We start from the raw sequence: 14,354 nt of genomic DNA, 5'->3' as shown, positions 1-14,354 counted from the left end.
CATCTCCCTTTTGCACCAGGCTCCGGTGATGGCCGGAGCCGCGGACTCGGTGACTTCCACCTCCTCCTCCCCAGCCGGCAAGGCATCCACCCCACCGGATTTCCGGTTTCTCAAGTACTGGTGGGTCGCCTGCCCGAAACCTGGTGGTGCATTCGTCGAGGGCCGGCATTCACCATTCCTCACAACCGAACATAGCCTGCCCGGACGGTTGTCGGCACCCGCTACTCGCACGTACCTCCGTTCAGGTCTCTTTACCCACTCACTACCTGCAACGATGAAAGTTCAGTCGCAGTTCCGGTTTATTTCGCGGACGGCGGGACAGGCTGCGTCGAAGGCCAGCGGAGACGCCGCGACGACGGCCGCGTCGCACCCCGTCGCGCCTGCGCGCACGCCCCCGCGGGCCGCGTCGACAGCGCGTGCCGCCTCGGCCAGCGTGGCGCCCGTGGTCAGCAGGTCGTCCACCAGCACCACTCGTCCGGCGGTGAGCAACCGCCCGCCCCCGGCCGCCACGTCCAGGGCACCCGCCAGGTTCGCCCGGCGCTCCGCCGCGGTCAGCCCCGCTTGATCGGCGACCGCCCGCCGCTGACACAGCACCGCGGCCACCGTCGCCGCAACGCCCGTACGCCGCAGCTCGGCCGCTGCCGCCAGCGCGATCCGCCGCGCCGGATCGTGCCCGCGCGCGGCCACCGCCCGACGCGCGGAAGGTACGGGTACGAGCAACAGCGGCCGGCCGTCCGGCAACTGCCCGGCCCCGGCTCTCACCGCACCCGCCAGCGCCCTGCCGAGCGGACGCGCCATACCGAGCGCGCCGCGCTCCTTGTGGGCCAGCAGCACCGCCCGTACCGCACCCTCGTATCCGGCCGCGGCATGCACCGCGGGCAGCCCGGACGGCTCCGGCGAGGGCCGCACCCGGCGCGGGGCTCCGCCGTACAGCTGCGCGCCGCACGCCTCGCACAGCTCCGTCCTGTCGCTGCCGCACCCGCCGCAGGACACGGGCAGAACGAGCCCGCTGATCTCCCGCCACCACCCGCGCACACTTCAACTGTGCTCCTCCCACGGCCGGCGGACCACCCCTGTGGAAAACGCCCGCGGGATCGCCGGTGTCAGCCGGGATAGACCAGCGCCGAGCCCTCCTTGAGGACCGTCTGCCAGTTGTCCCCCGGTAGCAGCTTCACTATCCCGTCGCCGAAGGTGTCCGCCATCAGCGGCAGCTGCTCGTCGTCGGCGGCGGCGATGGCGAGCACCTGGTTCACGCCGGGCAGCACGCCCGAGGAGGGCGTCGAGCCGTCCGCCTGCACGTACCGGACCTGCTGCACGCCGCCCTGCTCCTTGCCGACCACCACGAGGCGGCCGCGGCCGGACCAGGACATCGCCGTGACGTCCGCGAGCTGGGGCGCCGCCTGCCGCAGGTCGACCACGGACACCTGGGCGTCGTCCCCCGTACCCAGCCGTTCGATCCGGCCGATCTTCAGCGTCGTGTGACCGTCCGTCGTCACCAGCAGCGCTATGCGCACCCCGTCCGAGGACAGCCGCAGCCCCGCGATGCGGCTGCCGTTCAGGCTCGGCACAGTGACCTCCTGCGGCTTGCCCGTGCCGTGGGGCAGCCTCAGGAGCCGGGAGTTCTTCGGGTCGCGGTCGGCCACCCAGAGGTCGCCCCGGCCGTCCCAGCTGGGCGCCGTCAGCCGGTCCTCGGGATCGACCGCCTTGCTCGTCAGGGCCGGTACGGGCAGCTCGCCGTCCGCCGCGATGGACGTCACGTACAGCGATTCGTTGTGCTGGGAGAGCGCCGCCGCGGACTGCTCGTCCCGGGCCACGCCGATCGCGCTCACCTTCAGCGCGCCGTTGCCGAACGGGCCGGCCACCGGCTCCGGCTCACCGCTGCCCCTGGTGCTGCCCGGTATGCGCTCCACCCGGCCCTTGGCATCGACGAAGTACTGGCTGTCGGGGCCGCCCGAGGAGCCGTCGGGGGCGTACTCCTCGGCCTGGTCCGCGTCGAGCACGCACAGCGCCGAACCGTCCGAGCGCTGCAACTCCACCTGCTCGACCCGTGCGGAGGTCAGGTCCCGGAGGGTGAAGAGCACCTGCGAGGCCATCATCCGGCAGGAACGCTGCCCGGTCCCGTCGGCCTTCTTGTCGAGCGGGACCTTCAGGACGTTGCGGTCGTCGGGCGTCAGCGAGGCGACACCCTTCTTGAGGTTCGTCCCCGCCGGGAAGCGCGAGGTGACCACCGGCCGCAGCCAGTCGGTCGGGCCCCGCAGCAGGCTGCGGACCGCCTGCGTCACCGTGTCCATGCCGGTCGCGGGATCGCTGCGGTTGCGGAGGTAGACGGGGTCGGCGACCAGCGTGGCCTGTGCGTCGGAACGGCCGGCCGCGAAGTAGAACTTGTTGACCGAGCGGTACAGCCGCTTGAAGTCGGACTGCCCGAGCACCAGGCCGTCCGAGACGGAGGCGATGCGCCATTCACTGCCGTCCTGCGTCTTCTCCTTCACCAGACGCAGCGTGCGGGAGAAGTCCGTCGGAACGAGCGGCTGGTACGCGTTCTGCTCGTCGACCCTCGCCACCTGCTCACCGGTCAGGGTGTAGGTGACCTCGTTGGTGGTGCGGTCGTTCTCATGAACCGGGCGGTCGCTGCGGTTCGGCGCCTTGGCCAGGACGGTGGTCTCCGCGCTCGGCTTCCACCGGCGCGACGCCTCCTTGGTGAGGTACTTGCGCGTCGTACGGAAGTCGGAGTCGTCGCTGGTCATCGACTCCAGGAAGCCGTCGACCACTTCGTTCGGCGTCGCACCGTCGCGCGGGGCGACCGCGTACACCTGCACCTGGGAGTCCCCGGGCTGCGAGGCGTCGACGGCCTTGACATCGCCCGTGACCGGCATCGAGCCGCACGCGGACAGCACCAGCGCTCCGCACACGATCAGCACGGTCACCCCCGCCGCCCGTCCGAGGCCCCCCTCACGACGGTCAGTCCTCACGAGTCGCGTCCTCCCGCCCCTGTTCGTGCCCCGGAGAGTCGTTGTGCCCGGCCTGCCGCTCCTCGGCGGGACGCGGCACCACCCGCGCCCCGTTGCCCGGCAGGGCCGCCGGGTGCACCGAGGCGGGTGCGGTCCTGGCGCGCCCCGGTGCCCGGCCGGGCACCGGCAGCGGGGCGCGGCCGGTACCGGCGTGCTGCGAGGGCACGGCCAGCAGCCGGTGCTCGCTGCCCGTGGTGGAGGCGTCCGCGGCCTGCTCCCGGCTCTTCCGGTTGCGCCGCGAGTCCTCGGGCTCCAGCGGTATCGGCGAGCCCCGCAGTGGCTCGTCCGCCGTACGCGGCAGCGTCAGCCGGAACTGGGAACCGCCGCCGGGCTCGCCCCACGCCTGCAGCCAGCCGCCGTGCAGCCGCGCGTCCTCCACCGCGATGGACAGGCCGAGGCCGGTCCCGCCGGTGGTACGGGCACGGGCCGGGTCGGCCCGCCAGAAGCGGTTGAAAACCCGGGTCGCCTCGCCGGGCTTCAGCCCCACGCCGTAGTCCCGGACGGCGACGGCGACCGCTCCGCCCGCGGCGCCCATCCGCACCACGACGTCGCGTCCTTCGCCGTGCTCCACCGCGTTGACGACGAGGTTGCGCAGCACCCGCTCGACTCGCCGCGCGTCCGCCTCGGCGATCACCGGCTGTTCGTCGCCGGTCACCCGGATCCGGGTGCCCTTGCGTTCCGCCAGCGGCTCGGCGCCGCCGATCACCCGGCGCACGACCTGCCGCAGGTCTATCGGCTCCGCCTCCAGCGCGGCGGCACCCGCGTCGAAGCGACTGATCTCCAGCAGGTCGGAGAGCAGCGACTCGAAGCGGTCGAGCTGGTCCCCCAGGAGCTCGGCGGACCGGGCCGTTATGGGGTCGAAGTCGACACGCGCCTCGTGGATGACGTCGGCGGCCATCCGCACCGTCGTCAGTGGGGTGCGCAGCTCGTGCGAGACGTCCGAAACGAACCGCCGCTGCATCCGGGAGAGCTCCTCCAGCTGCTGGATCTTCAGCTGGAGGTTCTGCGCCATCTTGTTGAAGGCCTCACCGAGCCGGGCGATGTCGTCCTCGCCGGTGACCTTCATCCGCTCCTGGAGCCGGCCGGCGGAGAGCCGTTCGGCGATGCCCGCGGCCATGCGTACGGGGGTGACGACCTGGCGCACCACGAACCAGGCGATAGCGCCCAGCAGCACGACCACGAAGAGCCCCGCGGTCGCCAGCGTGCCCTTGACCAGCGTCAGGGACTTCTCCTCCTGCGCCAGCGGGAAGACGTAGTACAGCTGGTACGGATTGCGGTCGATGTCGTAGAGGCGCTTGCCCACGATGAGGCCGGGCTGCGACTCCCGCCCGTTCGAGTACTGGATCAGTGAGTACGTCTGGAAGGCCCCCGGGCCCTTGTTCACCGCCTCGCGGAGGTTCAGCGGGATGCTCACGGTCTCGACCTTCCCCGAACCACGCGGCGCGCGGGAGCCCTCGTCGGCGCTGAGCGCCACCACGTCGAAGGCGTTCTTCCCACCGCTGGCGAGCTGGTCGACGAGTTCGGTCCGCCAGGAGTTGTTGGCGGTCGTACCGTCCGCGGCGTCGTCGCCCTGGCCCGAAGCCGGGGTGAGCGGCGCGTTCGCCTTCTCCTGGGCGGCCGCGAACCCGCCCGCGGCCTGTGTCTGGGCGGCCTTCCCCTTCGCGTCGAGCAGGCCGTTGCGCACCTGCCCGATCACGACGAGGCCGAGCAGCAGCACCACTCCGAGCGACATCAGCAACGTGCCGGCGACGACCCGCAGCTGGAGATTGCGCCGCCACAGCCGTACGGCGGGCAGCAGCGGACGCCGCACCCAGCGCATCAGCAGCCGAGGCACCGGCCCGCCGGGCGCCCGGTCCTGGAACAACCGGCCGCCCTGCAGGAAGCGCTCGACGGTGGAAGACGTATGCCCTGAACCGGCAGCCCGCTCCGCACGGACTCCCGGCTCCCCGGGCTGCGGAGCAGTGCTACCCAGGGACATATCAGCTCGGTCCGGCCTTGTAACCGACACCACGGACGGTCACCACGATCTCCGGCCGCTCCGGGTCCTTCTCGACCTTGGAGCGGAGCCGCTGCACATGCACGTTGACCAGACGGGTGTCCGCCGCGTGCCGGTAACCCCACACCTGCTCCAGGAGGACCTCACGGGTGAAGACCTGCCACGGCTTGCGGGCGAGCGCGACCAGCAGGTCGAACTCCAGCGGCGTCAGGGCGATGGACTGCCCCTCCCGCTTCACCGAGTGACCGGCGACGTCTATCACCAGGTCCCCGATGGTCAACTGCTCCGGGGCCGGCTCTTCGGACCTGCGCAGACGTGCCCTGATCCGGGCCACCAACTCCTTCGGTTTGAACGGCTTGACGATGTAGTCGTCGGCCCCGGACTCCAGACCCACCACTACGTCAACCGTGTCGCTCTTGGCAGTGAGCATGACGATCGGCACGCCCGACTCGGCCCTGATCAGCCTGCAGACCTCGATGCCGTCCCTGCCGGGCAGCATGAGGTCGAGCAGGACCAGGTCCGGCTTCGCCTCTCGAAATGCAGCAAGTGCCTTGTCGCCGTCCGCTACGAACGACGGCTCGAAACCCTCACCACGCAGCACAATCCCGAGCATCTCGGCCAGTGCGGTGTCGTCGTCGACGACAAGGACGCGTCCCTTCATAAACGACATCATCCCATTAGCTAATCGTTACCTGCGATGATCTGGCACACAGCTCTGCCAGCCCGGCCCCCGTGACCGGCGAGATTACGCCCTCCTCCGTGACGATCGCCGTGACCAGCTCCGGCGGCGTGATATCGAAGGCGGGGTTGTACGACTGGGTCCCCACAGGGGCTACAAGCACCCCGCCCGTCTCCTCGTCCCCCATCCCACGCGGCGGGACTGTGACCTCAGTCACTTCCCGCCCGGAACGCTGCTCGACGGTGATGGACGCCCCGTCCGACGTGAGCAGATCCACGGTCGTCGTCGGCGCCACCACGATGAACGGTACGTGGTGGTACTTGGCGAGCACCGCCAGCGGATAGCTCCCCACCTTGTTGGCCACCGACCCGTCCGCCGCGATGCGGTCAGCCCCGATCAGCACAGCGTCCACCTCCCCCGCGGCGAACAGCGAACCGGCCGCGTTGTCCGTGAGCAGGCTGTACGGCATGCCGTTGCGCGCCGCCTCGTACGCGGTGAGCCGGGCACCCTGCAGCAGCGGGCGGGTCTCGTCCACCCACAGCCGCCGCAGCCTGCCCTCCCGGTGCGCACCGAGCGCCACGGCGAAGGCGGTGCCCTCGCCTCCCGAGACGAGCGCCCCGGTGTTGCAGTGGGTCAGCAGCCGATGCCCCCCGCCCGGGACCAGCTCGTCCAGCAGGGCGGTCCCGTACCGGGCCATCCGCTCGCTGGCCTCGGCATCCTCCCGGTGCAGCGCCTTGGCCTCCGCCAGCGCGGCCGCCCCCGCCCGCTCCTGTCCGGCCCCCTTGTCGAGCGCCGCCCAGTACGCCGCGGCCGCCCGTCGGACGCCGTACCCGAGGTTCACCGCGGTGGGCCGCGCCTGCTCCAAGAGCCCCGTGGCCTCCGCCACGTCGTAGCCCCGCACGGCGGCCAGCGCCACCCCGTAGGCGCCGGCGATCCCCAGCAGGGGCGCCCCCCGTACCGCGAGTGTTCTGATCGCCTCCACCAGAGCCGGCACGTCCGTGCAGACCATCTCCGTTTCCTCGGCCGGCAACCGCCTCTGGTCGAGGAGCACCAGCACGGGGCCTTCCGGGGGTTCGTCCCAGCGAAGTACGGATAGCCCGGCGGGCTTGCTGCCCACCGGCGATTGCGCGTCCTGATCAGCCATCTGTCCAGTCTGCCCGGTGACCCGCCGGGACATGAAGGCGTGAGCGCGACACAAGGCCGGACCCGCACGTCATCGACGCGTGGCACGATGGCTGCCAACCTGACGCCCCGATGCGCGGACAGGACCGTGAAGGAGCGAGCATGAACGACACTCCGGGCTGGGCCTCGCCCGGATCCGCCCCCTCCGACGGCAAGGGAACGGAAGTCCCCCGGCCTTCCGCACCTGCCGACGACGCCCCCTCGGGAACCTGGGCCGCCGAACAGCCGCCCGCCGGCCAGTGGACCCCGCCCGGCCCCAGCGGAGCCGGCCCCACCGCACCGCATCCCCGCCCGGGCGGGCACACCCCGCCCCAGGGACCGGGCTGGGGCGGCCCGTGGCAGGGTCCCGGCTGGGGCGGCCCGCCGCCCGCGGCGAAGCCCGGTGTCATCCCGCTCCGGCCGCTCGGCGTCGGCGAGATCCTGGACGGCGCCGTTTCCACCATGCGCGCCCACTGGCGCACGGTGCTCGGCATCACGCTCACGGTCTCCGTGATCGCCCAGACAGCCATCCTGCTCATCCGGCGCTACCTGCTGCCCGACCCCCCGTCGGTCGACGCCAACGCGACCGGCTCGGAGGCCCTGCGCCAGCTCAACGAGTCCCTCCGCTACAACCTGCTCGACAGCGCCCCGCCCCTGCTCGTCTCGATGCTCGCCACAATCTTCACCACAGCGGTGCTGACCGTGGTGATCAGCCGCTCGGTGCTGGGCCGCCCCGTCACCCTGTCCGACGCCTGGGCCGAGGCCCGCCCCAGGCTGCTGCCCCTGCTGGGACTGACCCTCCTGCTCGCTGTCATGGCCGCAGCGATCATGACCGCCGGTATCCTCCCCGGATTCCTGATCGGCGACACCGCAGGGGTCGGCCTCGCCTTCCTCGGCCTGCTCGCGGCGGTCACCGTCTTCCTCTGGCTGACGGTCCGATTCATCCTGGCCGCTCCGGCGCTCATGCTGGAGCGGCAGTCGATCATCGCCTCCATGCGCCGCTCCGCGAAGCTGGTCCGTGGCGCCTGGTGGCGGATGTTCGGCATTCTCGCCCTGACCTGGGTACTGACCGTCATCGTGGCCCTGGTGGTGGGCATCCCCTTCGGCATCGTCGCGGTGGGCCTGGACGACGGCAGCCTGAGCTCCTTCCTCACCGAGGGAACCTCGGAATTCGGCTGGCCGTTCCTGATCGTCTCCGCCATCGGTGACGTGGTCGTCGCCACCCTCACGTATCCGCTCTCCGCCGGCGTCATGGCCCTGCTCTACGTGGACCAGCGCATCCGCCGCGAGGCCCTCGACCTCGACCTCGCCAGGGCAGCGGGGCTCCCCGGCTTCGACGACAGGGGCTGACAACGTGCCGGGGGCGGGCGGGGCGGCAGTGAGACTGCTGATACGGGCGAGCAGCGAAGCTCCCTTGGACACCGGCCGCCTCCCGGCCCGGGAAGCAGCGAGACGCGAGCTGTCCAAGGACGCGTACCACGAGAACGATCCGAACCTCCTCCAGCGCGCGCTGGACCACCTGTGGACCTGGTTCGGCGATGTCCTCGCGGCGGCCTCGGGCACCGCACCGGGCGGAGTGGCCGGCCTGACCGTTCTCCTTCTGATCGTCATCGCCCTGGCCGCCGCGCTCCGGTGGCGGCTGGGCACCCCGCGGTCCGCCGCACGGCCGGCCGACGCGCTCTTCGCCGACGGCCCCCGCAGCACCGCCGACCACCGGGCCGCCGCCGAGGCCCACGCAGCAGAAGAGCGCTGGAACCAGGCCGTCCAGGAACGGATGCGTGCGATCGTCCGCGCCCTGGAGGAACGCGCGCTGCTGGACCCCCGCCCCGGACGAACCGCCGACGAGGCCGCCGCGGAGGCGGGCCTGGCCCTTCCCGCGCACGCCGCACCCCTGCGGGCCGCGGCCCGGGTCTTCGACGACATCACATACGGGGGCCGCGTCGCCGACCGGACGGCGTACCTGGGGCTTCTCGACCTCGACCTGGCCGTGGAGTCCGCCAGGCCACAGCTGGCCGGCGCCCGGGAGGGAGCCGGCGAATGACTGCGGTCACCACTCCTTCCTCCCCTTCCACCTCGACCTCCGTCACACCTCACCAGGTCTGGCTCCGCACCCGCGGGCTGCTGCTCGCCGTCCTCCTGCTCGTCGTCGCCGCGATAGCCCTGGCGGCCACCCGTTCCGGGGACCAGCACGGCCGCCTCGACCCCCGCTCGGCGGGCCCCTACGGCAGCAGGGCCATCGCCGAACTCCTCAAGGACCACGGCATTTCGTTCCGCGTCGTCACCACGCTCCGGGACGCCACCACCGCGGCTGGCTCCGACACGACACTCCTCGTCACCACTCCCAACCTGCTGACCCCCCACCAACAGAACACCCTTCGCACGGCGACCTCCGGCACAGTCGGCCGCACCGTCCTCCTCGGCGCGGACCCCACCTCCGTGAGCAGGCTGGCCCCGGGCGTACAGGCGAAGCCCCCCGCCTCCGTGGTCACACGCCCACCGGCCTGCCTCCTTCCCGCAGCCCGCAGAGCCGGCTCCGTCGAGACGGGCGGCGTCCGATACGACGCGAACGGCCTCGACGCCATCGCCTGCTACCCCGCGGCAGGCCTGCCCTCGGTGCTCCTCCTGCGGCAGCCCGCAGGAGGCGACACCGTCCTGCTCGGCTCCGCAGACTTCCTGTACAACGAGCGCCTCGACCGCCAGGGCAACGCGTCCCTGGCCCTTCAACTCCTCGGTTCCCGCCCGCATCTGACCTGGTACCTCCCCTCGCTCACTGATCCCTCTGCCACCGGCGGCCCCGCCGATGACGGCAACGCAGACAACAACACCGCGAACGGCGAGAGCAGCTTCATCGGCCTGATCCCGTCCGGCTGGCTGTGGGGCACCCAGCAACTCGCCGTCGCCGCAGTGCTCGCAGCGGTCTGGCGCGCCCGACGCCTCGGCCCCCTCGTCACCGAACGCCTGCCCGTAGCCATCCGGGCCTCCGAGTCCACCGAGGGCCGGGCCAGGCTCAGCCGCAAGGCCAATGCCCGCGACAGGGCCGCCGCCTCACTCCGCCATGCCACCCGCACCCGGATGGCCTCGCTCGTCGGTGTCTCCCCCCGGGAAGCGCACCTCCCCGCAGTGCTCCTCCCCGCCCTGTCCGCACGTATCGGCCCGGCCCCCGGCGACCTCGACGTGCTGCTCTTCGGCCCCGCCCCCGCCGAGGACAGCGCGCTCGTACTTCTGGCAGACCGACTCGACTCCCTCGAAAGAGAGGTCCGAACCTCATGAGCGCCCCACCCTCCGCGCCCGCCGGGAAAGCAGGATCAACCCCGCCCGTCACCTCCGACGCGGCCCGTGCTTCCCTGGAAGCACTGCGCTCCGAGATCGGCAAAGCCGTGGTCGGCCAGGACGCGGCCGTCACCGGGCTCGTGGTGGCACTGCTCTGCCGAGGCCATGTCCTACTCGAAGGCGTTCCGGGCGTAGCCAAGACCCTGTTGGTCCGGGCTCTTGCCGCATCGCTCGAACTGGACACCAAGCGCGTGCAGTTCACCCCTGATTTGATGCCGAGCGATGTGACCGGCTCGCTCGTCTACGACGCGCGCACGACCGAGTTCTCGTTCCAGCCCGGGCCTGCCTTCACCAACCTTCTCCTCGCCGACGAGATCAACCGGACGCCCCCCAAGACGCAGGCATCCCTCCTGGAGGCGATGGAAGAACGCACGGTCACTGTCGACGGCACACCACGCCCCCTGCCTGACCCCTTCCTCGTCGCCGCAACGCAGAACCCGGTCGAGTACGAGGGCACGTACCCCCTCCCCGAAGCCCAACTGGACCGTTTCCTGCTGAAGCTGACCGTCCCGCTGCCCACTCGGGAGGAGGAGGTCAATGTCCTGACCCGCCATGCCGACGGATTCGATCCCCGCGACCTGCAGGCCGCCGGCGTCCGCCCGGTCGCGGGACCCGCCGATCTCGAAGCCGCCCGTACCGGGGTAGCCGCGACGACCGTGCACCCCGAGATAGCCGGCTACGTAGTGGATATCTGTCGTGCCACGCGTGATTCCCCCTCGGTCTCTCTCGGTGTCTCCCCCCGTGGAGCCACCGCCCTGCTGTCGACGGCCCGTGCCTGGGCTTGGCTCACCGGCCGCGACTACGTGACCCCGGACGATGTGAAAGCCCTGGCCCTACCGACACTCCGGCACCGCATCCACCTGCGCCCCGAGGCACAGATGGAAGGGGTCACCCCCGACTCCGTCATCGCCGCTGTGCTCGCCCATGTCCCCGTTCCACGGTGAGGCGTTGAGCTATGGCCCTCACCGGACGTACCGCCTTGCTGGCCGCCCTGGGATCACTCCCCGTAGGCATCGTGGCCCCGAGCTGGACGGGAATGCTCGCGGTCAACGCCCCGCTCTCACTGGCAATTCTGTGCGACTATGCCCTGGCAGCGCCAGTGCGTTCGCTCCAGTTCACTCGATCCGGTGACACAACCGTTCGGCTCGGCGACCAAGCGGAAGTGCAACTCAGCGTAGTCAATCCTTCCCGCAGGCGTCTGCGGGCACACCTTCGCGACGCATGGCCTCCGAGCAGTTGGCTGCCTGGAACCGAACACGCCTCCTCCCGTCACGAATTGACTGTCCCGCCCGGCGAGCGAAGGCGTCTCAGCACCGTCCTGCGCCCCACCCGCCGGGGTGACCGCAAGGCTGAACAAGTCACCGTCCGTTCGTACGGGCCTCTGGGCCTGGCCGCACGCCAGGGCAGTCACCGGGTGCCGTGGACGGTCCGGGTACTCCCGCCCTTCACGAGCCGCAAGCACCTCCCCTCGCGTCTCGCGAGGCTGCGCGAGCTCGACGGCCGCACAAGCCTCCTCACGCGCGGCGAGGGCACAGAGTTCGACAGCCTGCGCGCCTACGTCCCCGGGGACGACGTCCGCTCGATCGACTGGCGGGCGACCGCCCGCCAGTCCGCAGTAGCTGTGAGAACTTGGCGCCCCGAACGGGATCGGCATGTCCTCGTCGTCCTCGATACGGGACGCACTTCGGCGGGCCGCCTCGGCGACGTCCCCCGCCTCGACGCCGCGATGGACGCAACCTTGCTCCTCACCGCACTCGCCGCTCGCGCCGGTGACCGCGTTGGCCTGCTCGCGTACAGCCGTCGTGTCAGGGCACGCGTGCAGGGCCGGGCAACCGGCGAAGTCCTGGCTGCCGTGGTCGACGCGCTCACGCCGCTCGAACCCGAACTCGTGGAGACCGACGCACGAGGGCTCGTCGCAGCAGCACTCGCGCACGCACCGCGACGTTCGCTGATCGTCCTCCTGACAAGCCTCGACGCAGCCCCTGTAGAGGAAGGCCTGCTCCCCGTACTCCCCCAACTGACTCAGCGACACACAGTGTTGCTGGCGGCGGTGAGCGATCCGCAGGTCGCGGGCATGGCCGACGCGCGGGGCACAGTGGACGCGATTTACGAGGCTGCTGCCGGCGCTGAAGCCGAGGCCCAGCGACGCCGGACTGCGGACAAGCTCAAAAGGTACGGCGTGGTCGTCGTCGACGCACCGCCGGACACCCTCGCGCCCGCTCTTGCCGACGCCTACCTGGCCCTCAAGGCAGCGGGGCGCCTGTAGGGAACGAAACTGCTGGGCACCGGCCCAGCAGAAAGGTCCCGGAGAACGCGAAAGAGCCCCGTGCCACAAGGGCACGGGGCTCTTCCTAAAAGGAGTTCGGCGGCGTCCTACTCTCCCACAGGGTCCCCCCTGCAGTACCATCGGCGCTGAAAGGCTTAGCTTCCGGGTTCGAAATGTAACCGGGCGTTTCCCTAACGCAATGACCACCGAAACACTATGAAATTTGAACACCGGGCAACAACACGGCTGTTCGTTATTTCAGAACTAACACAGTGGACGCGAGCAACTGAGGACAAGCCCTCGGCCTATTAGTACCAGTCAGCTCCACCCGTTACCGGGCTTCCACATCTGGCCTATCAACCCAGTCGTCTACTGGGAGCCTTAACCCTTCAAGAGGGTGGGAATACTCATCTCGAAGCAGGCTTCCCGCTTAGATGCTTTCAGCGGTTATCCTTTCCGAACGTAGCCAACCAGCCATGCCCTTGGCAGAACAACTGGCACACCAGAGGTTCGTCCGTCCCGGTCCTCTCGTACTAGGGACAGCCCTTCTCAATATTCCTACGCGCACAGCGGATAGGGACCGAACTGTCTCACGACGTTCTAAACCCAGCTCGCGTACCGCTTTAATGGGCGAACAGCCCAACCCTTGGGACCGACTCCAGCCCCAGGATGCGACGAGCCGACATCGAGGTGCCAAACCATCCCGTCGATATGGACTCTTGGGGAAGATCAGCCTGTTATCCCCGGGGTACCTTTTATCCGTTGAGCGACAGCGCTTCCACAAGCCACTGCCGGATCACTAGTCCCGACTTTCGTCCCTGCTCGACCCGTCGGTCTCACAGTCAAGCTCCCTTGTGCACTTACACTCAACACCTGATTGCCAACCAGGCTGAGGGAACCTTTGGGCGCCTCCGTTACTCTTTAGGAGGCAACCGCCCCAGTTAAACTACCCATCAGACACTGTCCCTGATCCGGATCACGGACCCAGGTTAGACATCCAGCACGACCAGAGTGGTATTTCAACGACGACTCCACAACCACTGGCGTGGCCGCTTCAAAGTCTCCCACCTATCCTACACAAGCCGAACCGAACACCAATATCAAACTATAGTAAAGGTCCCGGGGTCTTTCCGTCCTGCTGCGCGAAACGAGCATCTTTACTCGTAGTGCAATTTCACCGGGCCTATGGTTGAGACAGTCGAGAAGTCGTTACGCCATTCGTGCAGGTCGGAACTTACCCGACAAGGAATTTCGCTACCTTAGGATGGTTATAGTTACCACCGCCGTTTACTGGCGCTTAAGTTCTCAGCTTCGCCACCCCGAAGAGCAGCTAACCGGTCCCCTTAACGTTCCAGCACCGGGCAGGCGTCAGTCCGTATACATCGCCTTACGGCTTCGCACGGACCTGTGTTTTTAGTAAACAGTCGCTTCTCGCTGGTCTCTGCGGCCACCCCCAGCTCACCGAGTAAATCGGATCACCAGTGATGGCCCCCCTTCTCCCGAAGTTACGGGGGCATTTTGCCGAGTTCCTTAACCATAGTTCACCCGAACGCCTCGGTATTCTCTACCTGACCACCTGAGTCGGTTTAGGGTACGGGCCGCCATGAAACTCGCTAGAGGCTTTTCTCGACAGCATAGGATCATCCACTTCACCACAATCGGCTCGGCATCAGGTCTCAGACTTACATGCACGACGGATTTGCCTACCGTGCGTCCTACACCCTTACCCCGGGACAACCACCGCCCGGGCTGGACTACCTTCCTGCGTCACCCCATCGCTTACCTACTACAAGTCTGGTTCGTCGGCTCCACCACTACCCTCAACTCCGAAGAGATCGGGCCGGCTTCACGGACTTAGCATCGCCTGATTCAGTATTGGGCGTTTCAAAGCGGGTACCGGAATATCAACCGGTT

At 69.4% G+C, this 14,354-nt stretch carries 10 protein-coding genes and 2 rRNA genes (1 of these 12 cut by a window edge); 5 read left to right on the top strand and 7 right to left on the bottom strand.

Going from position 1 to position 14,354, the window contains the following annotated elements:
* Positions 1-282: 282 nt before the first annotated feature.
* The 5 genes from BLW14_RS19830 to mtnA all read right to left on the bottom strand — a co-directional run bounded on the left by BLW14_RS19830 (position 283) and on the right by mtnA (position 6,827).
* Entirely contained in the window at positions 283-1,035 is a 753-nt protein-coding gene (locus BLW14_RS19830; RefSeq protein WP_093708578.1) for a ComF family protein, read from the bottom strand.
* Between the two features lie 68 nt (positions 1,036-1,103).
* Positions 1,104-2,873 carry an LpqB family beta-propeller domain-containing protein gene (locus tag BLW14_RS19825; protein ID WP_256333014.1) on the bottom strand — a complete coding sequence of 590 codons (1,770 nt, stop codon included), beginning with the start codon at positions 2,871-2,873 and terminating at the stop codon, positions 1,104-1,106.
* An 85-nt stretch (positions 2,874-2,958) separates the two neighbouring features.
* Positions 2,959-4,986: an MtrAB system histidine kinase MtrB gene (mtrB, locus tag BLW14_RS19820; protein ID WP_177154035.1), complete on the bottom strand. Its 2,028-nt coding sequence runs from the start codon at positions 4,984-4,986 to the stop codon at positions 2,959-2,961.
* Between the two features lies 1 nt (position 4,987).
* Complete coding sequence (mtrA, locus tag BLW14_RS19815; protein ID WP_187282414.1) at positions 4,988-5,677, bottom strand: two-component system response regulator MtrA; 690 nt, start codon at positions 5,675-5,677, stop codon at positions 4,988-4,990.
* A 4-nt stretch (positions 5,678-5,681) separates the two neighbouring features.
* On the bottom strand, positions 5,682-6,827 hold the full coding sequence (gene mtnA, locus BLW14_RS19810) for an S-methyl-5-thioribose-1-phosphate isomerase (protein ID WP_093708575.1): 1,146 nt from the start codon (positions 6,825-6,827) through the stop codon (positions 5,682-5,684).
* Positions 6,828-6,967: 140 nt separating this feature from the next.
* Here mtnA and BLW14_RS19805 point away from each other — a divergent pair, with 140 nt between their 5' ends.
* The 5 genes from BLW14_RS19805 (at position 6,968) to BLW14_RS19785 (ending at position 12,440) form a co-directional block, all read left to right on the top strand.
* Positions 6,968-8,194 (top strand): glycerophosphoryl diester phosphodiesterase membrane domain-containing protein, encoded by a 1,227-nt coding sequence (locus BLW14_RS19805; RefSeq protein WP_093708574.1) that lies wholly within the window; start codon positions 6,968-6,970, stop codon positions 8,192-8,194.
* Positions 8,195-8,258: 64 nt separating this feature from the next.
* A complete protein-coding gene (locus BLW14_RS19800) occupies positions 8,259-8,885 on the top strand; it encodes a DUF4129 domain-containing protein (RefSeq protein ID WP_093708573.1) in 627 nt (208 codons plus the stop codon).
* Positions 8,882-10,114 carry a DUF4350 domain-containing protein gene (locus tag BLW14_RS19795; protein WP_093708572.1) on the top strand — a complete coding sequence of 411 codons (1,233 nt, stop codon included), beginning with the start codon at positions 8,882-8,884 and terminating at the stop codon, positions 10,112-10,114. The genes BLW14_RS19800 and BLW14_RS19795 overlap by 4 nt, the downstream gene beginning before the upstream one ends.
* Positions 10,111-11,118 (top strand): AAA family ATPase, encoded by a 1,008-nt coding sequence (locus BLW14_RS19790; protein WP_093708571.1) that lies wholly within the window; start codon positions 10,111-10,113, stop codon positions 11,116-11,118. The genes BLW14_RS19795 and BLW14_RS19790 overlap by 4 nt, the downstream gene beginning before the upstream one ends.
* An 11-nt stretch (positions 11,119-11,129) precedes the next feature.
* On the top strand, positions 11,130-12,440 hold the full coding sequence (locus BLW14_RS19785; protein WP_093708570.1) for a DUF58 domain-containing protein: 1,311 nt from the start codon (positions 11,130-11,132) through the stop codon (positions 12,438-12,440).
* A gap of 94 nt (positions 12,441-12,534) precedes the next feature.
* Here BLW14_RS19785 and rrf read toward each other — a convergent pair.
* Both rrf and BLW14_RS19775 read right to left on the bottom strand, forming a co-directional pair.
* Positions 12,535-12,651, bottom strand: a 5S ribosomal RNA gene (gene rrf, locus BLW14_RS19780).
* Positions 12,652-12,728: 77 nt separating this feature from the next.
* A 23S ribosomal RNA gene (locus tag BLW14_RS19775) occupies positions 12,729-14,354 on the bottom strand; it runs 1,500 nt beyond the window's last position.

The sequence above is a fragment of the Streptomyces sp. 2131.1 genome, from assembly GCF_900105515.1.
Lineage (GTDB): Bacteria > Actinomycetota > Actinomycetes > Streptomycetales > Streptomycetaceae > Streptomyces > Streptomyces drozdowiczii.
The sequence above is the reverse complement of the archived record's forward strand: the minus strand, read 5'-3'. Positions and strand labels throughout refer to the sequence as shown.